Source organism: Deinococcus metalli (assembly GCF_014201805.1).
GTDB lineage: Bacteria > Deinococcota > Deinococci > Deinococcales > Deinococcaceae > Deinococcus > Deinococcus metalli.
Map to the genome: position 1 here is coordinate 1 of NZ_JACHFK010000009.1, position 21604 is coordinate 21604.

The 21604-nt window shown below is 68.9% G+C and carries 23 protein-coding genes; 9 read left to right on the plus strand and 14 right to left on the minus strand.

Features of this window, described 5'->3' with window-relative positions; genetic code table 11:
• Window positions 1–249 precede the first annotated feature (249 nt).
• On the plus strand, window positions 250–930 hold the full coding sequence (gene moaD, locus HNQ07_RS16175) for a molybdopterin converting factor subunit 1 (protein WP_184113672.1): 681 nt from the start codon (window positions 250–252) through the stop codon (window positions 928–930).
• A 26-nt stretch (window positions 931–956) separates the two neighbouring features.
• Here the strand turns inward: moaD and HNQ07_RS16180 are convergent, their stop codons facing one another.
• From HNQ07_RS16180 to HNQ07_RS16190, 3 genes are all read right to left on the minus strand, one after another.
• Window positions 957–1661: a PrsW family intramembrane metalloprotease gene (locus HNQ07_RS16180; protein WP_184113674.1), complete on the minus strand. Its 705-nt coding sequence runs from the start codon at window positions 1659–1661 to the stop codon at window positions 957–959.
• Between the two features lie 3 nt (window positions 1662–1664).
• Entirely contained in the window at window positions 1665–2162 is a 498-nt protein-coding gene (gene ruvC / locus HNQ07_RS16185; protein ID WP_184113676.1) for a crossover junction endodeoxyribonuclease RuvC, read from the minus strand.
• Between the two features lie 281 nt (window positions 2163–2443).
• Entirely contained in the window at window positions 2444–2866 is a 423-nt protein-coding gene (locus HNQ07_RS16190; protein ID WP_184113679.1) for a HesB/IscA family protein, read from the minus strand.
• 136 nt (window positions 2867–3002) lie between these two features.
• On the opposite strand from HNQ07_RS16190, the gene HNQ07_RS16195 reads away from it, so the two are divergent.
• On the plus strand, window positions 3003–3269 hold the full coding sequence (locus HNQ07_RS16195; protein ID WP_184113681.1) for a DdrH: 267 nt from the start codon (window positions 3003–3005) through the stop codon (window positions 3267–3269).
• A gap of 68 nt (window positions 3270–3337) precedes the next feature.
• On the opposite strand, the gene HNQ07_RS16200 is transcribed toward HNQ07_RS16195, so the two are convergent.
• The 7 genes from HNQ07_RS16200 to HNQ07_RS16230 form a co-directional block, all read right to left on the minus strand.
• Window positions 3338–3532 carry a hypothetical protein gene (locus tag HNQ07_RS16200; protein ID WP_184113683.1) on the minus strand — a complete coding sequence of 65 codons (195 nt, stop codon included), beginning with the start codon at window positions 3530–3532 and terminating at the stop codon, window positions 3338–3340.
• Window positions 3533–3602: 70 nt separating this feature from the next.
• Entirely contained in the window at window positions 3603–4934 is a 1332-nt protein-coding gene (locus HNQ07_RS16205) for a cytochrome b (RefSeq protein ID WP_184113685.1), read from the minus strand.
• Entirely contained in the window at window positions 4931–5596 is a 666-nt protein-coding gene (locus tag HNQ07_RS16210) for a Rieske 2Fe-2S domain-containing protein (protein WP_184113686.1), read from the minus strand. Before HNQ07_RS16210 ends, HNQ07_RS16205 begins: the two co-directional genes overlap by 4 nt.
• 37 nt (window positions 5597–5633) lie before the next feature.
• The gene (locus HNQ07_RS16215; protein WP_184113688.1) at window positions 5634–6497 is read right to left on the minus strand and encodes a c-type cytochrome; all 864 of its coding nucleotides are present in this window, start codon (window positions 6495–6497) and stop codon (window positions 5634–5636) included.
• 164 nt (window positions 6498–6661) lie between these two features.
• Entirely contained in the window at window positions 6662–7522 is an 861-nt protein-coding gene (locus tag HNQ07_RS16220; protein WP_229832150.1) for a serine hydrolase, read from the minus strand.
• A gap of 2 nt (window positions 7523–7524) precedes the next feature.
• Window positions 7525–7767, minus strand: a complete 243-nt coding sequence (locus HNQ07_RS16225; RefSeq protein ID WP_184113692.1) for a hypothetical protein — start codon at window positions 7765–7767, stop codon at window positions 7525–7527.
• Window positions 7764–8408 (minus strand): response regulator transcription factor, encoded by a 645-nt coding sequence (locus tag HNQ07_RS16230; protein ID WP_184113694.1) that lies wholly within the window; start codon window positions 8406–8408, stop codon window positions 7764–7766. Before HNQ07_RS16230 ends, HNQ07_RS16225 begins: the two co-directional genes overlap by 4 nt.
• A 79-nt stretch (window positions 8409–8487) precedes the next feature.
• Between HNQ07_RS16230 and HNQ07_RS16235 the strand changes: the two genes are divergently transcribed.
• From HNQ07_RS16235 to HNQ07_RS16260, 6 genes are all read left to right on the plus strand, one after another.
• Window positions 8488–10002 (plus strand): carboxypeptidase M32, encoded by a 1515-nt coding sequence (locus tag HNQ07_RS16235; RefSeq protein WP_184113696.1) that lies wholly within the window; start codon window positions 8488–8490, stop codon window positions 10000–10002.
• A 190-nt stretch (window positions 10003–10192) separates the two neighbouring features.
• Window positions 10193–10624 carry a Fe-S cluster assembly sulfur transfer protein SufU gene (gene sufU, locus HNQ07_RS16240; protein ID WP_184113698.1) on the plus strand — a complete coding sequence of 144 codons (432 nt, stop codon included), beginning with the start codon at window positions 10193–10195 and terminating at the stop codon, window positions 10622–10624.
• A 310-nt stretch (window positions 10625–10934) separates the two neighbouring features.
• Complete coding sequence (locus tag HNQ07_RS16245) at window positions 10935–11999, plus strand: LacI family DNA-binding transcriptional regulator (RefSeq protein ID WP_184113700.1); 1065 nt, start codon at window positions 10935–10937, stop codon at window positions 11997–11999.
• Between the two features lie 11 nt (window positions 12000–12010).
• On the plus strand, window positions 12011–13021 hold the full coding sequence (locus tag HNQ07_RS16250) for a sugar ABC transporter substrate-binding protein (protein ID WP_184113702.1): 1011 nt from the start codon (window positions 12011–12013) through the stop codon (window positions 13019–13021).
• A gap of 232 nt (window positions 13022–13253) precedes the next feature.
• Window positions 13254–14234: an ABC transporter permease gene (locus HNQ07_RS16255; RefSeq protein WP_184113704.1), complete on the plus strand. Its 981-nt coding sequence runs from the start codon at window positions 13254–13256 to the stop codon at window positions 14232–14234.
• On the plus strand, window positions 14231–15067 hold the full coding sequence (locus HNQ07_RS16260) for an ATP-binding cassette domain-containing protein (RefSeq protein ID WP_229832148.1): 837 nt from the start codon (window positions 14231–14233) through the stop codon (window positions 15065–15067). The genes HNQ07_RS16255 and HNQ07_RS16260 overlap by 4 nt, the downstream gene beginning before the upstream one ends.
• Before the next feature lie 60 nt (window positions 15068–15127).
• On the opposite strand, the gene HNQ07_RS16265 is transcribed toward HNQ07_RS16260, so the two are convergent.
• The 3 genes from HNQ07_RS16265 to HNQ07_RS16275 all read right to left on the minus strand — a co-directional run bounded on the left by HNQ07_RS16265 (window position 15128) and on the right by HNQ07_RS16275 (window position 17957).
• Window positions 15128–15613: a hypothetical protein gene (locus HNQ07_RS16265; RefSeq protein WP_184113706.1), complete on the minus strand. Its 486-nt coding sequence runs from the start codon at window positions 15611–15613 to the stop codon at window positions 15128–15130.
• A 106-nt stretch (window positions 15614–15719) separates the two neighbouring features.
• Window positions 15720–16970, minus strand: coding sequence for a 2-oxoglutarate dehydrogenase complex dihydrolipoyllysine-residue succinyltransferase (gene odhB, locus HNQ07_RS16270; RefSeq protein WP_184113708.1), 1251 nt, complete (start codon window positions 16968–16970; stop codon window positions 15720–15722).
• Window positions 16971–17048: 78 nt separating this feature from the next.
• A complete protein-coding gene (locus HNQ07_RS16275) occupies window positions 17049–17957 on the minus strand; it encodes a ribokinase (RefSeq protein WP_184113710.1) in 909 nt (302 codons plus the stop codon).
• 82 nt (window positions 17958–18039) lie between these two features.
• On the opposite strand from HNQ07_RS16275, the gene HNQ07_RS16280 reads away from it, so the two are divergent.
• Window positions 18040–18729: a hypothetical protein gene (locus HNQ07_RS16280; RefSeq protein ID WP_184113712.1), complete on the plus strand. Its 690-nt coding sequence runs from the start codon at window positions 18040–18042 to the stop codon at window positions 18727–18729.
• 16 nt (window positions 18730–18745) lie between these two features.
• Here the strand turns inward: HNQ07_RS16280 and HNQ07_RS16285 are convergent, their stop codons facing one another.
• Window positions 18746–21598 (minus strand): 2-oxoglutarate dehydrogenase E1 component, encoded by a 2853-nt coding sequence (locus HNQ07_RS16285; protein ID WP_184113714.1) that lies wholly within the window; start codon window positions 21596–21598, stop codon window positions 18746–18748.
• Window positions 21599–21604: the final 6 nt, after the last annotated feature.

The following is a 21604-nucleotide window of genomic DNA, read 5'->3' on the forward strand; positions in this document are numbered from 1 at the left end:
AGGGCTTTTCGCAGGTAATCGCGTCCTTCATCGGCTCCAGTGCCAGGGCATCCACCGTGGATCCTTGTTCTCTTGACCTCTTGCGTCATTCAGTCGCGCGCTTCTCGTGAAGCGCGCGTACACTTCGCAGTTCTCGCTCTTCTCGTCCGGGTTGTCATGCGCCTCGCCTCCGAAGAGGCTCAGAAACAATACAGGCCTTAACGTGTTCTGTCAACTCCTGCCCACGACGGATCGTGCTACGCTCCGGGCATGCGCGTGAAGGTCGTGTTTTTTGCCCGCCTGAAGCGGGAAATCGGCGTCGAGCAGATAGAGCTGGAGGCGCCGGACGGAGCGGACGTCCGGGCGATTGCAGCCCTGATCGAGCAGGCACATCCTGTGAACTTGAAGGGCTGCATGGTCGCCGTGAACGAGGCTTACGCCGCGCCGGACCAGGTCGTGCAGCCGGGCGACGAGGTGGCGTTCCTGCCCCCCGTGGCGGGAGGAAGCGGCGCAGACGCCGGCACACACTGCGAGATCACGGCCGATCCCCTGCAGCTGGACGCCGCCGACGCCTACCTCGTGAAACCGGAGTACGGCGCGCAGGCGTATTTCGTGGGCACGGTCCGCAGCCCCAACAAGGGGCACGTGGTGGAGTCCATAGAGTACGAGGGATACGCACCGATGGCCGTGAAGGTGATGCACGGCGCGGCGCAGGCAGCCCGCGAGCAGCATGGCGAACTGCGTATCTTCGTGCAGCACCGCGTGGGACGGCTCCAGCCTGGTGAGGCCAGCATTCTGATCGGCGTGGCGAGCCCGCACCGCCGCGCGGCGCTGGAAGCCTGCGACCAGATCATCGAGTACCTGAAGGTGCACGTGCCCGTGTGGAAGCATGAAGCGGACGAGGACGGCGCCCACTGGGTGGACGGGCAGACGGGGCATCCTACCCTGTGATGGCTGAAGGCCTCGCTCTGTTCGGTCTAGGAGGAGGGCGGCACGTGACGCGGACGCTCCTGTGACCCCTGGCGCGGATCACCCGTCTGGCGGGCGAAGGCCTCGAAGGTAAGGTAATAGCGTCCGGCCAGCACGACCATCAGCACGACCACCAGACCCAGCGCGAGCAGCAGCGGCCAGCCGGCCGAACTGCTCAGGATGCTGTTGAACACGAAGTGCAGAGTAATGCTCAGCGCGACGCCCTGCACCACCCACGTCCGGCCCCGCTGCCAGTGCAGGCCGCCCAGCGCGTAGCCCTGCGGGGCGCTGAACAGCGCATGCGCCAGCGTGGTGATGACGGCGTGCCACGTGCCGGCCCGCGCGCCAAACCCCAGCGAATACGTCAGGTTCTCCATCAGCGCGAAGCCCAGCGCAGCGGTCACGGCGTACACCAGGCCGTCCATCGGCTCGTCGAAGGAGGCCTCGGAGATCGCGGTGCTGGCGGCCAGGAACTTGCTGCCCTCCTCGATTCCGGCGGTCAAGAGGGCCACCAGCAGCAGTGCGGCGAGCACTGTGGAATTCAGGACGCGGCCAAGGCTCGCTTCAAAGGCCGCAGCGACCAGCCACGCGAACATCCCCCAGCCGAAGGTCCGGGCCAGCAGCGCCAGCGGCTCCGGATGCCGGTCGCGCCGCACGAAGAACCACAGCCATGCGAAGGTCAGGGCGGTGGAGGCCAGCAGCGGCAACAGCACGGTTCAGGTGACCAGCGCGGCCGCGCGGGCCTGCATGGGCGCGTGGGCGAGGTGGGTCAGGGCCAGTGCCAGGGCGTCGGCGGCGTGGTTGTTGAAGAGCTCGCGCACACCGAGCGTGGCCTTGACCATGTAGATCACCTGCTCCTTCTCGGCGCGGCCGGCACCCACCAGGGCTTTCTTGACCTGCATGGGACCGTAGGCGTGGATGGGCACGCCGGCCTGCGCACACGCGAGCTGCACCACACCAAAGGCCTGGCCGACCTTGAAGGCCACGTCGGCCTGCTTGCGCAGGATCTGATCCTCGATGGCCACCGCGTCGGGCTGGTATTCGGCCAGCAGGCGGCTGACCTCTTCGTGGATGTATTGCAGGCGCCGGGGCATGATCCACGCGCTCTCGGTGGTGAGGCACACGTGGTACAGGTGCCGGGCCCGGCGGACGTCTCCATCGACCAGTCCGAGGCCGAGGTTCGCGAGTCCAGGGTCGATGCCGAGCACGATCATGCCCAGAAGCATACGTGATCTTCCCGCGTGGCACAGCAAAAATCCCAGCACTGGTGGGAGCGCCTCCAAAAACAGCGTCACAGTCGATATTCGGAGCGGGACACCCGCATCGGCCATGCGGACAACGAAGGGGGCCAGAGCGGGACACTTCGGCCTGCCAGCGCGCGGTGGGCACGTCCACGCCGCTCTCAGCGAGACGCATCCACCCGCACCTGAGGACGCCGCACGGCATGAAAAAAGGGCCCGGCGGGCCCTGGTCGAAGGTGAACTGGTGGAACTCCTCAGTGACTGGCGCAGCCGCCGCTGCCCTCACCGTCCGGGGCCTGCGAGGAGTCAGTCCGGAAGGAATGGCCGCAGCCGCACGAAGACGTGGCGTTGGGGTTGTGGACGGTGAAACCGCCGCCCATCATGTTCTCGACGAAGTCCACCTCGCTGCCGCGCAGCAGGGGCAGGCTCATGTGGTCGACCAGCAGTTTCACGCCACGGTCGTACACGATGGTGTCGCCGTCGAGTTCGCGGTCGTCGATGGCCATGCCGTACTGGTAGCCGCTACAGCCGCCGCTCTTAATGAACACGCGCACACCGGCATTTTCCTTGCCGCTGCTCGCCAGGATGCTGTTCGCCTTCTGGGCGCCGAATTCGCTGATCGTGATGTCCGGAGCCGGGGTGGCGCCGCTGGTGTCGGGAAGGGAGGTCGCCGTCATGTGTGAAGCGTACTCCTATTGGGGAAACGGAATTGTGCGCCCTGGCCTATAGGCGGGCGCCAGAGCGCATGACATGTTGAGACATGCCCAACTCTGGGCTTACATTCCTTGAGTGTGGTCGTGTTAAGCTGGGCGCATGACGAACCCTGCTGCGAGCAATCCGTATGCCGAGTGGTTCGAGCGGCTCCGCGCGGAGTACGGCGAGCAACTCGGCCAGATGCCCCTCCCCGACGGCCTTCCCGAACACCTGCGCGTGCTGATCCGCAGCGGCGACGAGGAAGCCATCCAGTTCATGCTCAAGCTCGCGTGGCAGTTCGGCGCGCAGGTGGGCTATGCCGCCGGCGCCCGCCAGAACGAGGAACAGGTCACCGTGATGCGCCCGTCACGCAGCGTCCAGGCCTGAATCCGACTCCTCCAGCTCCTACGGCCGCCCCACACCGGGGCGGCCGTCGCCTTGTGGCCGAATGCAGTTCAGGACAGTGGACTGCGCGGCTGCGCCCAGCAGTCCAGCTCCACCTGGCCGGCGATCAGGCCGCGCGCCGCGAGTTCCTCCAAAACCGCAGCTGTAAATTCCCGAACCGCTGCCTCCGGCGCGTCCTCCACGGCGTGGCCATCCAGTCCGATCTTCCGCGCCAGAGAAGCGAGCCCTGCGGCCAGATCATCCATACCCGCAGGCTAGCCCAAACGGAAACGGCCCCGCCTCGTGGTGGGGCCGCTTTCATTCAGGGCTGTTCGCTCAGTCGTCGGCGGCCGAGTGGCCCAGCTGACCGGAGTGCACGGCCGCGTCGCGCTCATCCGCTTCACGCAGGGCGCGGATCAGGCGGACGATCCCGATGGTCGCAAAGTACGTCAGGGCCGGCACGACGAACACCAGAATCCACAGGATGGCGTTGGCGTTCGCGGTGGTCAGGACACCGGCCTCGATCAGGTCGGGCTTGTAGCCGGCCAGCGACAGCGCCAGCATGAAGCCCATGAACGCGGTGCCCGCCGCCAGACGCACCGGATGGTTCGTCGGGTTCTCGGCGTAGTACAGGTTCTCCTTGCTGCGGTCGAGCATCGGCACGGCGAACATCGCGCCGATGACGATCCCCGGGAAGACCATGGCGCCCACGAACTCGGCGCTGATCGAACCGCCCAGGAGTTCCAGGTCGAAGCCGGGGATGATCGCCAGCGCGCCGAAGACCCACAACAGGTACCAGTCGGGCTTGATGTTCGGAATCGGCGTGGAGCTGGGTGGTCCGAAGACCTCCACCGGGTGCACCGGAATGAAGGCCGCGAACAGCATCACGATGCCGGTGAACAGCAGGGCCAGCAGCAGCATGATGGGGGTCTGCTGGGTGATCAGCGGCACGCCCACGATCTTCTTGTACGCCAGACGCTTGGCGTACTGCGGCTGCGTGTGCTTCTGCTTGATCATGATCAGCATGTGCGCGCCGGTCAGGGCGAGCAGGATGCCCGGCAGCAGCATGATGTGGTAGCCGTAGATGCGCGGGATGATCCCGGCGCCCGGGAACTGTCCGGCGAAGGCAGCCTGCGCGGCCCAGTCACCGACCCACGGCACGGACTTGGTGATGGCGTACACCACGCCGACCGTCTGGTACGCGTAGTTGTCGTACGGCAGGATGTAGCCGGTCACGGCGGTCAGGCCGGCGAAGATCAGCAGCAGCATGCCGATCCACCAGTTGATCTCGCGGGGCTTCTTGAAGGCGCCCGTGAAGTAGATGCGCATCATGTGGATCACGGCGGCCGCGATCATGATGTTCGCCATCCAGTGGTGCAGGCGGCGCAGCATGTCCCCGAAGGGCATGGCGTTGATCTTGAGGGCCGAGTGGTACGCCGCCGGGATCAGGTTCGGCTTGGCGGACGTGCCGGGATCGAAGGAGTTCGTGACCAGTGAGTTGCTCGGCTCATACGACAGCGCCAGCAGGATGCCGGTGATGATCAGCACGATCAAGCTGAAGAGCGTGATCTCCCCCAGAAAGAAGGAGTGGTGCACAGGAAAGGCCTTGCGCAGGAACTTGTCGTTCAGGCGCGAGATGTGCAGGCGTTCATCCAGCCACTGGTTCATCCGAGAACCTCCTTCACCTGTTCGGTGTACGCTTTCCAGTCCTCTTCCTTGGTGTAGCCGTATGGCCTGGAGAGGAAGAAGCCCGTGGCGACGATCTTGTCTCCGTCCATCTTGATCGGCAGCTGCGGCAGCGGCGCGGGCGGCGGACCGCCGATGACCTTGCCGCCCAGCTTGGGATCGTACTGGCCGGAGTGGCACGGGCAGTTCATCAAGCCCGGCTGCTGGTCGTTGTTGCCCACGTTGCATCCGGCGTGCATGCAGCGGTCCCCGTACGCGACGATCTGGCCGTCAATGGTGGCGTTCAGGTCGGTCGGCTCCTGGACCTGCCCGGCCGGGTACTTGAAGATCGCCAGCACGCTGGTGGGGTCCTGGTCCCGGATGACCGGGTCGCCGTTCTTGTCCTTACCCTGCGGCCACGCGCGCACGAGTTGCAGTCCCAGGTCGGAGACCTTGACCGGCTCGCCGTAGCGGCTGGGGTCGGCGTGCACCAGCACGTCGCCCGCCATGGGCGGCGCGAGGGCCGGGGTCAGGCGGAACACGGGCTTGGCACTGCCCAGCGCGCTGACCAGACTGAGGGTACCGACGGCCGCCGCGCCGCCCATGGCCGCGTTGATGAACTTGCGGCGGGTGAGTTCAGGGTCCTGTTTTCTGTAACGGGTCATCGTTCCAACCTCTCCTGATATCGGGGAACCCTGGAAATCACCAGGGGAATTCGCCGCTGGCGTCCTCGACCAGCACCTCGCCGTCCATGAAGAACTTCTTGTACAGGCCAATGGCCAGGGCCAGCGTCAGGACGATCATGGCGGCGTAGAAGCCCTCGGCGGTCACGTTCGGCATCACGGCCTCGCGCGCACCCCACCCGGCGTAGTCCACGACCATCTGGTGGACGAACAGCACGCTGAACAGCACCGTCAGGGCCAGGGTGACCACCATGCCCAGCACCGCGAGCGGCGTGGAGCGCACCTTGTGGATGCCAGGGTGCAGTTCCATGCCCTCGGCCCACACCGAGTACAGCCCGATCACGCCGTACGTGAGCAGCACCATGATGAACGTCGCCAGGAAGATCTCCGGGAGCTTCAAATCCTCGGGCACGAAGCGGCTGCGGTTTTTCAGCACGGCCGGATCGACCTTGCTCTGGCCGGCCGCGACGGCGGCGGGGGTCAGCAGCGGGTCGATCTTATTGCCCCACGAGTTCAGGACGTAGTTTGCGACCGCGTAGATCTCGTTGTCCTTGAGCTTGCCCTCGAAGGCGGGCATGCCGCCCTTGCCCTTCACGATGATGGTGTGCACGTAGACCGGGTCCTTGAGGATCTTCTCGTCGCCGGCGAGTTTCGGCCCGACCACACCCTGGCCCTGAGCGCCGTGACAGCCGACGCAGCCCGCCGACGCGAAGACCGACTTGCCGACCGTCGGCCACTCCTTGCCGATGTTCGCCACGACCGCCGGATCGACGACCACCGGTTTGGGCGCGGTTTCCTTGTTGAACAGAAACAGCAGCAGAATCCACATGATGGCCGCGCTCACGATGGCGACCCACGGCATGACAGCGTCGTTTCTTTCCACGTTCCCTCTCCCTCACCCCTGGACTGACCCGGTCTCGCGACGCGGGCTGAGCTCATGCCGCCTAAATGCGGGCCAGCATAGCATGCGCCAGAGGAGCCCTCAGCAGCGCTTGACACGGACTTCCGAGCATCCTGGCACCCTGCATTCTGCGCCTGACCGTGCGGTTAAATGTCCCCGGACGGGCCGCCAGCGTCCCCCTCGCCCAGGGCGGCCAGCAGGGGCCACAGCGCGTCCGCGAGCAGCGCCACGTCGCGGTTCTCCGGGTGCTCGCGCCGGTCCGTGCCGCCCTCCGAGAGCAGCGCCACGACCAGCGGCCGGGGCGTGTAGAGGACACCGACGTCGTGGTGGACGCCCTCCAGCTCGCCACTCTTGGAGCACAGCCGGTAGCGCGGCGTGCCGTCCGCGTTCCTGGGCAGCCGCCGGCCGATCACGTCGCGGTGCTGCTGACGGGCCAGGATGTCCAGTGCCAGCGCCGTGTGCGCCGCGTCCAGCACGTCGCCGCGCGCGAGCGCGCCCAGCAGCGCCGTCTGCTCGAAGGCGGTCGTGCGGTTGCGCTCTCCGCGCCGCTGCGCTGCGTTGCGCTGCTCCGGCGGCAGCTGGAGTTTGCCGATCAGCCGGGTGTGGGCGTGGCCGTGGTGATCCAGCCACGCATTCACCGCCCCGACTCCCACGTGCCCGATGACGAGGTTGGTGGCGGTGTTGTCGCTCACGACGATCATCAGCGTGAGCACGTCCCGCCACGTGAGGGCCAGGCCGCCGCACAGGTCGTGCAGCACGCCCGCGCCGGGCACGCGGTCGGCGTCCTGCATCACGACGCGGGCGTCCAGGTCGAGGTCGCCCCGCTGCGCCCACTCCAGCGCCATGACCAGCAGAGGCACCTTGATGGTGCTCGCCGCCGGGAACACGCGGTCGGCATTCACGGCGGCGAGTTCCGTGCCGTCCAGCGCCGTGACCCGCAGGCCCACGTGGCCCGTGAAGCCCCGGCCGCGCAGATCGGCCAGCAGGTGATCCGCGGGTCCGGCCACGCCTACTCCGGCAGATCCAGGCCGGCCAGCGCCGCGAAGGGATGGGCGGTGCCGACCGGGCGCAGGGTGCAGAACGGCGCGGCGCCGTCCGGCTCCACGCGGTGCGGACACGTGGGGCACTCCGGGAAGGCCTGCTCCGTGTACGCCAGGTCGGGCTCCCGGGACGCGACCACCCACTCGCGGCCGCAGCCGGCGCGGAAGGTGACGGGCGCCGGCGCGGCCGCCACTCGGGGAGCGCGGCTCATTCGAGGTTCGCGATACCCTCGCGGATCGCGTAGAGGGCCGCCTGGGTGCGGTTGTTCAGCTGCAGCTTGGTGAAGATCTCCGACAGGCGGTTGCGCACCGTCTTCTCGCTGATGTCCAGCCGCAGCGCGATGTCCTGGTTCGAGAAGCCCTGCGCGAGCAGCTTGAGGATCATGGTCTCGCGCTCGTTGAGATCGGCGTGCTTCTCGCTGGGCAGTTCCTCGCGCTTGTCGCGGAAGTCGTCCAGCACGTTCTGGGCCATGTCCGCGTCGAGCAGCGCCTCGCCCGCCGCGACCCGCTTGATCGCGTCGAGCAGCGTGGCGGCGTCGGCGTCCTTGAGGATGTAGCCGCGCGCGCCGGCCTTGACGGCCTCGAACACGTAGCGGTCCTGGCGGTACATGGTGATCATGATCACGCGGGCCTGCGGGTCGATCTCCAGGATGCTCTGGGTGGCCTTCACGCCGTCGAGTTCAGGCATCTGGATGTCCATCAGGATCACGTCGGGATGCGTGTCGGCGGCGTAGCGCAGGGCCTCGCGGCCGTTGGCGGCCTCACCGATCACGCGCATGCCCTCGGACTCCAGCAGGCTCCGCAGTCCCTGGCGGAAGAGGGCATGGTCATCGACGAGCAGCACGCGGATCATGCCGCCAGTCTACCCGCCGCGCCCAGGTCGAACGCCCCCGGAAGTCACGGTGCGGTGGGCCACGCGCTACGCTGCGCCCATGACCCCACCGCACGCGGACGGAACCTGGGACGCCCTGTGCGCCCACTGGCAGACGCTCTCGGATCTGGGCGGCATCGGCGCGCTGCTCGGCTGGGACCAGAGCACCTTCCTGCCGGCCGCCGCCGCCGAGGGCCGGGCGCGGCAGATGGCGCTGCTGTCCGGGATCCGCCACGCCCGCATGACCGACGCCGAGTACGGCCGGCTGCTCGACACCGCGCAGGCCCGCAGCGACTGGACGCCGGTGCAGGCGCGCACCCTGGCGGTGGCCCGCCGCGATTTCGAGGAAGCGACCCGCTTTCCCGCCGCGTTCGTGCAGGCGTTCTCGCAGCACACCGGCGAGAGCTACTCCGCGTGGGTGCAGGCCCGGCCGCAGAACGACTTCGCGCGCATGGTGCCGTACCTCGACAAGACCCTGGACCTGAGCCTGCAGGCGGCGGCGTACTTCCCGGAGTTCGCGTCGCCCATGGACTACTTCATCGACCAGTCCGACGAGGGCATGACTGCCGCCGTGGTCGACCGCGTGTTCGCGGAGCTGCGCGACGCCCTGGTGCCGCTGGTGGACGCCGTGGCGCAGGCCCCGGCACCCCGCACGGACTTCCTGTTCCGCGCCTACCCGGTCGAGACGCAGCTGCGGGTGGGGCAGGACATCGCGCGGGCGTACGGCTACGACGTGACGCGCGGCCGGCAGGACCTCACCGCGCACCCCTTCATGACCCGGCTGGGCGATCAGGACGTGCGGATCACCACCCGCGTGAAGGAGCGCGACGTGTCCGAGGCGCTGTACTCCACGCTGCACGAGACCGGGCACGCGCTGTACGAGCAGGGCGTGGCACCGGAGCTGCTGGGCACGCCGCTGGGCGGCGGGGTGAGCGCCGGCGTGCACGAGAGCCAGTCGCGGCTGTGGGAGAACCTGGTAGGCCGCTCGCGTGCGTTCTGGACAGCGTTTTTCCCCACACTGCGCGACGCCTTCCCCGAGCAGCTCGCGGACGTGACGGAAGACGAGATGTACGCGGCCGTGAACGCCGCGCAGCGCTCCCTGATCCGCACGGACGCGGACGAACTGACGTACAACCTGCACGTCATCACCCGCTACGAGCTGGAACGCGAGCTGCTGGCGGGCCGGCTGGCCGTGCACGACCTGGCGGACGCGTGGCACGCGGCATACGCCGCGAACCTGGGCGTGCGCGCCCCAGACGACATCGACGGCGTATTGCAGGACGTCCACTGGTACGGCGGAGGCATCGGCGGGGCCTTCCAGGGCTACACGCTGGGGAACGTTCTGAGCGCGCAGTTCTACGCGGCGGCGCAGCGCGACCTGCCGGGGCTGGAGTCGGACCTCTCGCGCGGCGACTTCGCCGGCCTGCACGGCTGGCTCCGAGAGCACGTGTATGCGCCGGGCGGCACCTACCCGCCGGCGGAACTCGTGGAGCGCGTGACGGGCGAACCCATGACTGTCGCGCCGTACCTGACCTACCTGCGCGGCAAGTACGGAGCGCTGTACGGCGTGAAGTGACACCCACACGACGGGGCCGCGCTCTCGGGGAAACACCGGGGCGCGGCCTCTGGTCTGGAGGAGGCGGTGGGCGCGGAGTGCCGCGCTGCCCGCCGTGCAGGACCACAGCTTGCCCCGCGCCGTGTGACAGGAATCTTAATGCGCCCGCCGGCACGCCCAGGCGTAGCATGGCCGCACGCAGGGAGGCGGGATGAGCACACTCGAGAACCTCTACAAGCAGGTGATCCTTGACCACTCGCGCCGGCCGCGGCACTACGGCGAGCTGCCGGACGCGACCCACCGCGAGGCCGGGCACAACCCCAGTTGCGGCGACCGGGTGCAGCTGATGCTGCGCGTGGATGGGGACGTGATCGCGGACGCGCGCTTCACCGGGAAGGGCTGCGCCATCTCGCAGGCCAGCGCCAGCCTGATGACGGGCGCCCTGCGGGGCAAGACGCTGGCGCAGGCGGCCGAGCTGGAGCACGCGTTCCTGCACATGCTCCGCACGGGCGAGGCCGACGGCGCCCTGGGGGACCTGGCGGCGCTCCAGGGCGTCCATACGCTGCACACGCGCGTGAAGTGCGCGGCACTCCCGTGGCAGACGCTGGACGTGCTGCTGGAGAGCGCAGCGACGGCTCCCTGATTGGAACCTGGCTGAACGGGCACCCCGGGCCACAGTCACGCCAGCCTTGCAGCAAGAGCGCTGCAACCCACACGGCCGCAGGAGGCCGCCGACCCACCCCCGGCCGACCCGGCCAGACTCCGTCCTCCACGCGAATGGCGTGCTGGACGGTTTTTTTACGTCTTCTCCTGCGTGGCACCGCAGAGCTTGACAATTACTGAACCGGAGTGCACACTGACGTCACCAAATGTAATCGTTTGCATCGGATGACCTCCACCCGGGAGCGAGTCCGGCGCAGCTCCGCACGCTCCCACCCGAGGTGTCCGTTTCCATGCCCAGTATCCAGGACGTCGCCAAACTCGCCAACGTGTCCACCGCCACCGCGTCACGCGCGCTGAGCCGGCCGGACATGGTGGCGGCCGGCACGCGCGAACGGGTCGTGCAGGCCGCGCAGGAACTCGGGTACCAGCCGAACGTGCTGGCCCGCAGCCTGCGGCAGAAAGAGACCCGCACCATCGGCCTGATCGTCGCGGACATCCTCAACCCCTTCCACGCGCTAATCGCCAAGGGCGCGCAGGACGCCGCGGACCGCCACGGCTACACGGTGTTCCTGTTCAACAGCGACGAGGAACCGGCCAAGGAACTGCGCGCCATGGAGACCCTGCGCGGCCACCTGCCCACCGGCCTGATCGTGGCGCCCACCAGCGGCACCCGCGCGCACCTGCGCACCCTGCCGAACCTGCCGGTCGTGGAACTCGACCGCGTGAGTGGCCACCCCGGCACCACCACCGTGACCGTGGACAACGTGGGCGGCGCCATGGCCGCCACGCAGCACCTGATCGAACTCGGGCACCGCCGCATCGGCATGATCGTGGGGCAGCAGGACATCAGCACCGCCATCGACCGCCACGACGGCTACCGCGCCGCGCTGAAACGCGCCCACCTGAACTACGACTCTGCCCTGGTCCTGCCCGGCCACCACCGTGAGGACGACGGCTACCGCGCCGCCCGCCACCTGCTGACCCTGCCCGAGCCGGAGCGCCCCACCGCGCTGTTCGTCGGCAACAACGAGATGACGGTCGGGGCCGTGCTGGCTGCCCGCGAACTGAACCTCGACATTCCCCACGACGTCTCGATCGTCGGCTTCGACGACTCGCGCTGGGCGCAGACGATGTCCCCTCCCCTGACGGTGATCGCACAGCCCGCGTACGACCTGGGCCGCCTCGCGTGCGAGCACCTGATCGGCCAGCTGGGCGTGGCCCACCCCGCCACACCCGTGCGCGTACAGCTCCAGACCGAACTCGTGATCCGCAATTCCACCGGTCCGCCCCACACGGCCGACCATGCCAAGCGCTCCTCCCGTCCATCCCTCGGCCCCTCGCCCCACTCACGTTAAGGAGATCCACCATGCAAAAAGCCAAAGTGTTCGCCGCCACCGCCACCCTCGCCCTGACCGCCGCCGCGGTCGTCACCAGCGCCCTGGCCCAGGGCTCGCAGCCCATCATCGGCCTGATCACCAAGACCGATACCAACCCCTTCTTCGTGAAGATGAAAGAGGGCGCGCAGAAGGAAGCGACCCGCCTGGGCGCCAAGCTGATGACCGGCGCCGGCAAGAGCGACGGCGACAACGCCGGCCAGGTCACCGCCATCGAGAACATGGTCGCGGCGGGCGCCAAGACCATCCTGATCACGCCCAGCGACTCCAAGGCCATCGTGCCGGCCATCGCCAAGGCCCGCGCCGCCGGCGTGATGGTGATCGCGCTGGACTCCCCCACCGAGCCCGCCAGCGCCGTGGACGCCCTGTTCGCCACCAACAACTACAACGCCGGCCTGCTGATCGGCCAGTGGGCGAAGAAGACCATGGGCAGCAAGAAGGCCGTCATCGCCACCCTCGACCTGTTCCCCGGCCAGCCGGTGGGCATCGCGCGCCACAACGGCTTCCTGGAGGGCTTCGGCGTGGCCGGCGTGACCTCCAAGAGCATGAGCCAGGTGAACACCAGCGTCGCGTGCGCCCAGGACTCCTTCGGTGACCAGGCCAAGGGCCAGACCGCCATGGAGAACTGCCTCCAGAAGAACCCGGACATCAACCTCGTGTACACCATCAACGAGCCCGCCGCCGCCGGCGCGTACCAGGCGCTCAAGGCCGCCGGCAAGGAAAAGGACGTGCTGATCGTCTCGGTGGACGGCGGCTGCGCCGGCGTGCGCAACGTGGAGGCCGGCGTGATCGGCGCGACCAGCCAGCAGTATCCGCTGAAGATGGCCTCCATGGGCGTCGCGGCGGGCGTCAACTACGCCAAGACCGGCAAGAAGGTCAGCGGCTACACCGACACCGGCGTGAACCTGATCACCAACAAGCCCGCCGCCGGCGTCAAGAGCCAGACCGGCAAGTACGGCCTGGCGAACTGCTGGGGTCAGTAAGTCCCGGCGCCGCCCCCGCGCTGCGCCCCAGATAGACCTGTCGTTCCGTCAGCGGAGCTACGGACTCGCGGCCCTGAGCCGCGGGCCGTAGCTCTCGCCACACCTGAACGCCGGAAGTGGCATGCTGTAGCCACACCAGCTGTCCGCCCCACGCCTCCCGCACGCCCGTCCGGGTGTCCGACTGTCGGCCGTGTCCGCTGAGCCTTTTTTCTCCCCTGATCCGGAGCGCACCATGACCCAACCCACCACTGCACCACCGGCCAAGAGCGGCTTCCAGATGCCCAGCCTGAGCACCCTGGGCCCGCTGATCGCGCTTCTGCTGGCCTGCATCTTCTTCGCCACCCAGTCCGACCGCTTCCTGACCGGCAACACGCTGTCGCTGGTCCTCAAGCAGATCTCGTACGTCGCCGTGCTCGCCATCGGGCAGACGCTGATCATCCTGACTGCCGGGATCGACCTGAGCTGCGGCGTGATCATGGCGCTGGGCAGCATGGTCATGACCAAACTGGCCGTCGAGCAGGGCGTGCCGGCGGTGCTGGCGATCCTGCTGGGCCTGGCCCTGACCACCGTAATCGGCGGCCTGAACGGCGTGCTGATCACCCGGCTGCGGTTGCCGCCGTTCATCGCCACGCTGGGCATGTACGGCATCGTGTTCGCCACCACGCAGATCTACTCCAACGCGCAGACCATCAACAACCTGCCGCCCGCGCTGAACTTCCTGGGCAACACCTTCAACGTGCTGGGCGTGCCGTTCACCTTCGGCGCGGTGCTGATGGTGCTGCTGTTCGCGCTGGCGTGGTTCTTCCTGGGCAGCACCGCCACCGGCCGCCACGTGTACGCGCTGGGCAACAACCCCGAGGCCGTGCGCCTGAGCGGCATCTTCACGGACCGCCTGCTGATCGGCGTGTACGCCACCGCCGGGCTGTTCTACGGCATCGCGGCGCTGATCCTGGTCGGCCGCGTCGGCGCCGGCGACCCGAACGCCGGGCAGACCGAGAACCTGGAGAGCATCACGGCCGCCGTGCTGGGCGGCACCAGCCTCTTCGGCGGACGCGGCAACGTGCTGGGCACGCTGCTGGGCGCCATCATCGTCGGCGTGTTCCGCGTGGGCCTGACGCTGGCGGGCGTGAACTCCGTCTACCAGGTGCTGATCACGGGCATCCTGATCATCCTGGCCGTCGCCACCGACCAGTTCTCCCGGAGGAAGTCATGAGCGCCGCCGAGAAGTTGCACGCCCACCCCACCGCCACCGGCATGTCCGCGGCGCCGCTGGTCATGGAAGCGCGCGGCCTGATCAAGCGCTACGGGCATGTCACCGCCATCAACGGCGCGGACTTCGAGCTGCGCCCCGCCGAGATCCTGGCCGTGATCGGCGACAACGGCGCGGGCAAGAGCAGCCTGATCAAGGCGCTGTCCGGCGCACTGATCCCCGACGAGGGCCAGATCTTCCTGGAAGGCAAGCCCGTGAGCTTCCGCAGCCCCATCGATGCGCGGCGCGAGGGCATCGAGACGGTGTACCAGGACCTGGCCGTGGCGCCCGCCATGACCATCGCGGAGAACCTGTTCCTGGGCCGCGAGATCCTGCGGCCCGGCCCGCTGGCGAAGCTGCTGAAGATCATCGACAAGAAGAAGATGCTGGACGAGGCCACGCGCCACATGCAGGGCCTCCAGTTCGCCATCAAGAGCATGAGTCAGCCGGTCGAGACGCTCTCGGGCGGGCAGCGTCAGGGCGTGGCCGTGGCGCGCAGCGCGGCCTTCGCGCGGCACGTGGTGATCATGGACGAACCCACCGCCGCGCTCGGCGTGCGTGAGGGCAACATGGTGCTGGACCTGATCCGCCAGGTGCGCGACAAGGGCCTGCCGGTGATCCTGATCTCGCACAACATGCCGCACGTGTTCGAGATCTCCGACCGCATCCACGTGCACCGCATGGGCAAGCGCGCCGCGCTGCTCAACCCCCAGAAGATCAGCATGGCCGACACGGTGTCGGTCATGACCGGCGCGATCCGCCCCGAGGACCTCAGCGCGGACGTCCTCGCGCACTGACGGCTTACGTGAACGCGCCCGCCGGTCGCTGCCGGGCGGGCGCGTTGGCGTTCAGGGTCTTCAGCGGCGCGTGCTGGCCGCGTGTTCCCGCTGCGTCCACACGCGGTACGCGCCGACGGCCAGGATTGCCGCGAGCGGCAGCGGCACGTCCCCCAGGCTCACCCGGATGTCCAGGCCCTGCGTGAACGATCCGAAGCGGCCGCGCACCTCGTCTTCTTCCCGGTTCAGGACGACGTCCACGCCCTCGGTGAAGGTGCCGTAGTGCCCGGTCGCGCCCTCCGGCGTGAAGGTCAGCACGGCGTCCAGCCCGTCGGTGTAGCCGCCCAGGTGCAGCAGCAGTTGCCCACCCGCGACCTCGGCGCGCACGTCGAAGCCGTCGGTGAATGACCCCACGCGGCCTTCCAGCGCGCCGCGGCCCAGGCCCACGACGACGTTGTGCCCGTCCGTGAAGGTGCCGATCCGGCCGCGCAGCTGATGACCGTCCCATTCCCCGTTCAGATCCAGACCGGCGGTGAACCCGCCCAGGCGACCCTGCAAAGCGCTCATGACCCCACTGTAGGCGGCGTCATCTGGCAAAACCCTGACGGCGCGCCAGAAACAGCGCCCACCACACCCATGAAGGGAGGGTGAGCGCCGGGGGCCGAGCGCCGGATTACAGCTCCAGCAGGATACGCGCCGGGTCTTCCAGCAGGTTCTTGATCATCACCAGGAACTGCACGGCTTCCTTGCCGTCGATGATGCGGTGGTCGTACGACAGCGCGAGGTACATCATCGGAGCGATCACGACCTGCCCACTGACGGCAATCGGCCGCTCGATGATGTTGTGCATGCCCAGGATGGCGCTCTGCGGGGCGTTGATGATCGGGGTGCTCATCATGGAGCCGAAGGTGCCGCCGTTCGTGATGCTGAAGGTGCCGCCGCTCATGTCCTCGAGGGTCAGCTTGCCACCCTTGGCCTTCTGCGCGAACTCCGCGATGCCCTTCTCGATGGCCGCGAGGCTGAGCTGCTCGGTGTCGCGCAGGATCGGCACGACCAGCCCGCGCTCGGACGCCACCGCGATACCGATGTCGTAGTACCCGTGGTAGATGATGTCCTTGCCGTCCACGCTGGCGTTCACCATCGGGAAGGCCTTGAGGGCCTCGGTCGCGGCGCGCACGAACAGGCTCATGAAGCCGAGTTTCACGCCGTGCTTGGCCACGAACTGGTCCTGGTACTTCTTGCGCAGGTCCATGGCCGGCTTCATGTTCACCTCGTTGAAGGTGGTCAGCAGCGCGGCCGTGTTCTGCACCTCCTTGAGGCGCTCGGCGATCCGGGCGCGGATGCGCGTCATGGACACCCGCTGCTCCGTGCGCGGCCCGGCCGGCAGGGCGGCCGCGGCGGCAGGCGCGGGCGTGGTCGCCGCCTTCATGCTGGCGGGCTCGGCGGCCGACTGCGGCCCCTGGTAGGTCAGGCCCCCCTGCGCCGCCACCACCGCGTCTTCCTTGGTGATGTTGCCCTTCGGGCCGGTGGCGGGAATGGTCGCCGGGTCAAGGCCCTGCTCGGTCACGACCTTGCGCACCGCCGGGGACAGGTCGTCGCGGCGCGTGGCCTCGTTCGCGGCCGCAGCGGGCGCCACCTGGGCGGGGGTGGCCGGAGTGGCCGCGGCGGCCGGAACCGGGGCGGCGCTGCCCGCGTCGCCCAGCGTGCCCAGCAGCTCCTCGCTGAGCACCGTGTCGCCCTCGTTTTTCAGGACATTCGCGAGCACCCCGTCCTGCTGCGCCTGGATCTCGAGGACGACCTTGTCCGTCTCGATCTCGGCCAGCAGGTCGCCGCGCTTCACGGCCTCGCCAGGTTGCTTGTGCCACGCGAGCAGGGTGCCCTCGCTGACCGACTCGCTGAACACGGGAACTTTGATATCCGCCATAACGCCCCGGATTCTACCCTGCCCCCGCGTGTGACTGACGCGGGAACGGCGCGCGGAGTGAACACAGTGCACGGAAGTTCAGCCCTGGAATCTGTAGCCCATGTCCCCCCTGGTCGGCAGGTGCCCGTACCCAGCGGGCCGCGTGACGCGCAGGCTCGCAGCCCGGACGGCGAAGGCCACGGCGTCCGGCAGGCGGGCACCTCCGGCCAGGGCGGCCGCCAGCGCTCCGTTGAAGGTGTCCCCGGCGGCGACGGTGGACACGGCCTGCACGGGCGGCGCGGAGAAGGTCTGCTCGCCGTCGCGGTCCAGCAGCAGGGCGCCCTGCGCGCCGCGTTTGACAATGACGTGCCGCACGCCCCGGTCCAGCAGCGTGTGCGCGGCGGCGCGCACGTCGTCCTGCCCGCTGAGCGTCCGGGCCTCGTGTTCGTTGGGCGTGAGGAGGTCCACGGCGGCCAGCAGGTCGGCCGGCAGGGACGGCGCGGCGGGCGCAGGGTCGAGGATGACCGTCACCCCGGCGGCGCGGGCGCGCCGGGCGGCCTCCACGGTCACGTCCAGCGGCACCTCCAGTTGCAGCAGCAGGGCGTGGGCACCGGGCAGCGCGGCGTCCAGAGCGGCCAGCTCCGGCGCGCCCACCAGCGCGTTCGCGCCGCCGTGCAGCGTGATGGTGTTCTCGCCGTCCGGGGCGATGTGGATATAGGCCTGCCCGGTCGCGGTGTCCGCGATCCGGCGCACGTGGCCCACGTCCACGCCACGGTCACGCAGCGCGTCCAGCAACCGTTCTCCGGCGTCGTCGGTGCCGACCGCGCCGATCATGCGGGTGGGCGTGCCCAGGGCCGCACACGCCGCCGCCTGATTCGCGCCCTTCCCGCCGGGCATGTGCTCCAGCCCCAGCGAGTGCATGGTCTCGCCGGCGCGGGGCAGGTGCGGCACGCGCAGCAGGATGTCGAGGTTCAGGCTGCCCAGGACGAGCACGGTGGCGCGGGTCATGGACTCAGTCTGTCATCCCCTGGCGAATCCTGCCGTCTGCCACAATGCGGCCTGAACCCGACCCGTGGATCCTGGAGGACGCATGAGTGAGCCCACGCTTCAGACGCCGACCCTCACGGAGCACCCTGGCACCAGCGACGCGGTGCGCGCCCAGATTCTCGCCACCGAACACTGGAGTCTGCTGGCCACCCGCTCGCTCACGTGGACCGAGACCTTCAGCCGTGCGGGCATGTTCCTGACGGTCGTGTCCGGTGCCGTCGTGGCCCTCGCGCTGGTGGGCAACGCCACCGCGTTCGGCCCCGCCTTCCGGGGCTTCGCGCTGCTGCTGTTACCGGTCGTCCTGCTCATCGGCCTCCTGACCTACGCCCGCCTGAGCGACGCGAACCTCGAGGAAATCGGGCTATTGATCGGCATGAACCGGCTCCGGCATGCCTATCTGGAAATTGCCCCGGAACTCACGCCGTACTTTGTGACCGGCCTCCACGACGACGAGGCCGGCATCGCGCAGACGTACGGCACGGTGTTCCACCGGTACACCGGCTACAGCGTCATTCAGGCGCTGTCCGGAACGCCGGAACTCGTGGGCCTGATCACCGCCGTGACCGCAGGCGTGCTCGGCGAACTGGTCACGGGCAGCGTGGGCGGATCGGAGCGGGCAAGCGTCGTGACCGGGATCATCTGCGGCGTGGCTCTGGCGGCCGCGCTGATGCTGCGGACCCTGCGCCGTTACGCACGGGCCCGCCGTGCGTATCAGCCACGGTTTCCGTCCTGAGCCCAACCGACTGGCTTCAGCCCTGCTGCTCGGCGACTTCCGCGAGTTCCTTCTGTTCCTCGACGACCTGGCGCTGGATCCGCTCGCCGAGTGCGGCAGCGATCACGGCGGCCTGCTCGCGGGCGTGCACGCTGGCGTAGCCGGTCGCGGTGCTGGCGCTGCGGGCGCGGCTGGCGTGCCCGAGGGTCTGGCCGGGCGCGAGCACGCACTCCAGGTCCTCCCAGATCATCAGCCACGCGCCCTGGTTCTCGGGCTCTTCCTGCGCCCACACGACCTGCGCGCCGGGGTGCTTGGCCAGCTCGGCCGCGAGCGCCTCGGCCGGGAAGGGGTACAGCTGCTCCAGGCGGATCAGGGCGGTGCCGGCGTAGCCGTCGCGGTCGGCGTCGCGCGCCTCGCTGAGTTCCCAGTGCAGCTTGCCGCTGCTGATCACCACGCGCCGGGCGCCCACCACGTCCGGGTCACCGATCACCTCGCAGAACCGGCCGTCCGAGAGGTCCGACAGCGGGCTCATGGCGAGCTTGTTGCGCAGCAGGCTCTTGGGCGTCATCACGATCAGGGGCTTGCGGTACGGGCGCAGCATCTGGCGGCGCAGCAGGTGGAAGATCTGCGCGGCGCTCGACGGCACCACGACCTGCATATTCTTCTGCGCGCACAGCTGCAGGTAGCGTTCCAGGCGGGCGCTGGAGTGCTCGGGGCCGGCGCCCTCGTAGCCGTGCGGCAGCAGCATCACGAGGCCCGACAGGCGCTGCCACTTGCTCTCGCCGGCCGACAGGAACTGGTCGACCACGGCCTGCGCGCCGTTCGCGAAGTCCCCGAACTGCGCTTCCCACGCGACCAGGCTCTTGGGTTCGCTGGTCGAGTACCCGTACTCGAAGGCAAGCACCGCCTCCTCCGACAGGGTGGAGTCCACGACCTCCACGCGGCCCTGATCCGGCGACAGGTGCGCCAGGGCCATGTACTCCTCGTTCAGGGGATCGCTGGCGTTCTGGTCGTGCAGCACGGCGTGGCGGTGCACGAAGGTGCCGCGGCCGCTGTCCTGACCGACCAGGCGCACGCTGTAGCCCTCGTCGAGGAGGCTGGCGTACGCGAGCATCTCGCCCATGCCCCAGTCGAGCGGCTGCTCACCGCGCGCCATGGCCCGGCGCGGCGTGATCACGGTGCGCTCGATGGTGCGGTGCACCTTGAAGCCCTCCGGCACGGTGGCGAGCTTCTCGCCGAGTTCCGTCAGCTTGCCTCGCGGCACGGCGGTGGACACCTCGTCCGTCCACTGGGTGTGGGTGTAGCCGCTCCAGTCCACGGCCAGCTTGCTCTGCGCGAGGTTCTCCATCTCCTCGACGACCGACGCGCCGGCGTCGAGCTTGTCGCGGAACTTCCCGACCAGCGCGTCGCCCTCGCCGGCCGCCAGGATGCCCGACGCCTCGAGTTGCTGCGCGTACAGCGCGCGTGCGCCGGGGTGCTGGTCGATCTCGCGGTACATGATCGGCTGGGTCATGCGCGGCTCGTCGCCCTCGTTGTGCCCGTTGCGGCGGAAGCCGATCAGGTCGATGAACACGTCCTTGCCGAACTCCTGGCGGTACGCCACGGCGAGGTCGCCGCAGAACGCCACGGCTTCCGGATCGTCGCCGTTCACGTGCATCACGGGCGCGTTGGCGACCTTGGCGATGTCGGTGCAGTAGCGGCTGGAGCGGGTGTCGCGCGGATCGCTGATCGTGAAGCCGATCTGGTTGTTGATCACGATGCGGACCGCGCCGCCGGTGGCGAAGCCGCGCAGCCGCGACAGGTTCAGGGTCTCCATGACCACGCCCTGCCCGCTGACGGCCGCGTCGCCGTGCACCGTGATGGGCAGCACCGTGCGGCGCTCGGCGTCGCCGCGGCGGTCCTGGCGGGCGCGCACGCTGCCGTGGACCACCGGCGACACGATCTCCAGGTGGCTGGGGTTGAAGGCCATGGCGAGGTGCATCGGCCCGCCGGGGGTGCGCACGTCGCTGGAGAAGCCCATGTGGTACTTCACGTCGCCGGCCACGTCCGGGTCGTCGCTCAGACGCTTCTTGCCGTCGAACTCCGCGAACAGGTCGCTGGGCTGCTTGCCGAAGATGTTCACCAGGGTGTTCAGGCGCCCGCGGTGGGCCATGCCCAGCACGACTTCCTTCACGCCCACGCGCCCGGCCTGCTGGATGATGCGGTCGACCAGCGGAATAAAGCTCTCGCCACCCTCCAGCCCGAAGCGCTTGACGCCGGGGTACTTGTTGCGCAGGTACAGTTCGAGCCCTTCGGCGGCCGTGAGCTTGGCGATCAGGCGCCGGCGCTCCTCGACGCTCAGGTCGTGGCGGGCCTGACCACGGCCCGTCTCGATGCGCGACTGGAACCACTGGCGCTCGCGGGCCGGCAGCGAGTTGTACTCGAAGCCGATGGAGCCGCAGTACGTCTCCTGAAGCTGCGAGATCACGTCGCGCAGCGTGCCCTCGAAGGGACCGTCCTTGACGTGCTCATTCAGGTCCGCCTCGGTCAGGCCGTAGAACTCGGGCGTGAGTTCCGGCACGACCGGCAGGCCGCGCATGCGCAGCGGGTTGCTGCGCGCGCTGATGTGCCCGTACACGCGGTACGCGGTGATCAGCGCGCCCGCCGCCTGCTGTGCGCCGCTCGCGCTGACCGTGGGGGCGGGGGCCGCGCCGCCCCGGCGCGACTGCCCGAGGTCGTAGAAGGCCTGCTGCACCGGCGAGTGCGCGGTCTCGCGGGCGCCGCCGCGCACCTCGTCGAAGTAGGAGCGCCACTGCGCGTCCACGCTTCCGGGGTCGGCCAGGTAGGCCTCGTACAGCCCCTCGATGAAGGCCGCGTTCGCCCCCGACATGATCGTCTGAGATCCCGTCATAACGCC

What these genes read in the sequence shown, in the direction of transcription:
- HNQ07_RS16245 (WP_184113700.1), top strand. Translation starts at nt 10,935, where the DNA reads ATGCCCAGTATCCAGGACGTCGCCAAACTCGCCAACGTGTCCACCGCC.
- HNQ07_RS16260 (WP_229832148.1), top strand. Translation starts at nt 14,231, where the DNA reads ATGAGCGCCGCCGAGAAGTTGCACGCCCACCCCACCGCCACCGGCATG.
- HNQ07_RS16210 (WP_184113686.1), bottom strand. Translation starts at nt 5,596, where the DNA reads ATGACCCGTTACAGAAAACAGGACCCTGAACTCACCCGCCGCAAGTTC.
- moaD (WP_184113672.1), top strand. Translation starts at nt 250, where the DNA reads ATGCGCGTGAAGGTCGTGTTTTTTGCCCGCCTGAAGCGGGAAATCGGC.
- HNQ07_RS16200 (WP_184113683.1), bottom strand. Translation starts at nt 3,532, where the DNA reads ATGGATGATCTGGCCGCAGGGCTCGCTTCTCTGGCGCGGAAGATCGGA.
- HNQ07_RS16280 (WP_184113712.1), top strand. Translation starts at nt 18,040, where the DNA reads ATGAGTGAGCCCACGCTTCAGACGCCGACCCTCACGGAGCACCCTGGC.
- HNQ07_RS16235 (WP_184113696.1), top strand. Translation starts at nt 8,488, where the DNA reads ATGACCCCACCGCACGCGGACGGAACCTGGGACGCCCTGTGCGCCCAC.
- HNQ07_RS16195 (WP_184113681.1), top strand. Translation starts at nt 3,003, where the DNA reads ATGACGAACCCTGCTGCGAGCAATCCGTATGCCGAGTGGTTCGAGCGG.
- HNQ07_RS16265 (WP_184113706.1), bottom strand. Translation starts at nt 15,613, where the DNA reads ATGAGCGCTTTGCAGGGTCGCCTGGGCGGGTTCACCGCCGGTCTGGAT.
- HNQ07_RS16255 (WP_184113704.1), top strand. Translation starts at nt 13,254, where the DNA reads ATGACCCAACCCACCACTGCACCACCGGCCAAGAGCGGCTTCCAGATG.
- HNQ07_RS16275 (WP_184113710.1), bottom strand. Translation starts at nt 17,957, where the DNA reads ATGACCCGCGCCACCGTGCTCGTCCTGGGCAGCCTGAACCTCGACATC.
- ruvC (WP_184113676.1), bottom strand. Translation starts at nt 2,162, where the DNA reads ATGATCGTGCTCGGCATCGACCCTGGACTCGCGAACCTCGGCCTCGGA.
- HNQ07_RS16190 (WP_184113679.1), bottom strand. Translation starts at nt 2,866, where the DNA reads ATGACGGCGACCTCCCTTCCCGACACCAGCGGCGCCACCCCGGCTCCG.
- odhB (WP_184113708.1), bottom strand. Translation starts at nt 16,970, where the DNA reads ATGGCGGATATCAAAGTTCCCGTGTTCAGCGAGTCGGTCAGCGAGGGC.
- HNQ07_RS16205 (WP_184113685.1), bottom strand. Translation starts at nt 4,934, where the DNA reads ATGAACCAGTGGCTGGATGAACGCCTGCACATCTCGCGCCTGAACGAC.
- HNQ07_RS16230 (WP_184113694.1), bottom strand. Translation starts at nt 8,408, where the DNA reads ATGATCCGCGTGCTGCTCGTCGATGACCATGCCCTCTTCCGCCAGGGA.
- HNQ07_RS16250 (WP_184113702.1), top strand. Translation starts at nt 12,011, where the DNA reads ATGCAAAAAGCCAAAGTGTTCGCCGCCACCGCCACCCTCGCCCTGACC.
- HNQ07_RS16225 (WP_184113692.1), bottom strand. Translation starts at nt 7,767, where the DNA reads ATGAGCCGCGCTCCCCGAGTGGCGGCCGCGCCGGCGCCCGTCACCTTC.
- sufU (WP_184113698.1), top strand. Translation starts at nt 10,193, where the DNA reads ATGAGCACACTCGAGAACCTCTACAAGCAGGTGATCCTTGACCACTCG.
- HNQ07_RS16285 (WP_184113714.1), bottom strand. Translation starts at nt 21,598, where the DNA reads ATGACGGGATCTCAGACGATCATGTCGGGGGCGAACGCGGCCTTCATC.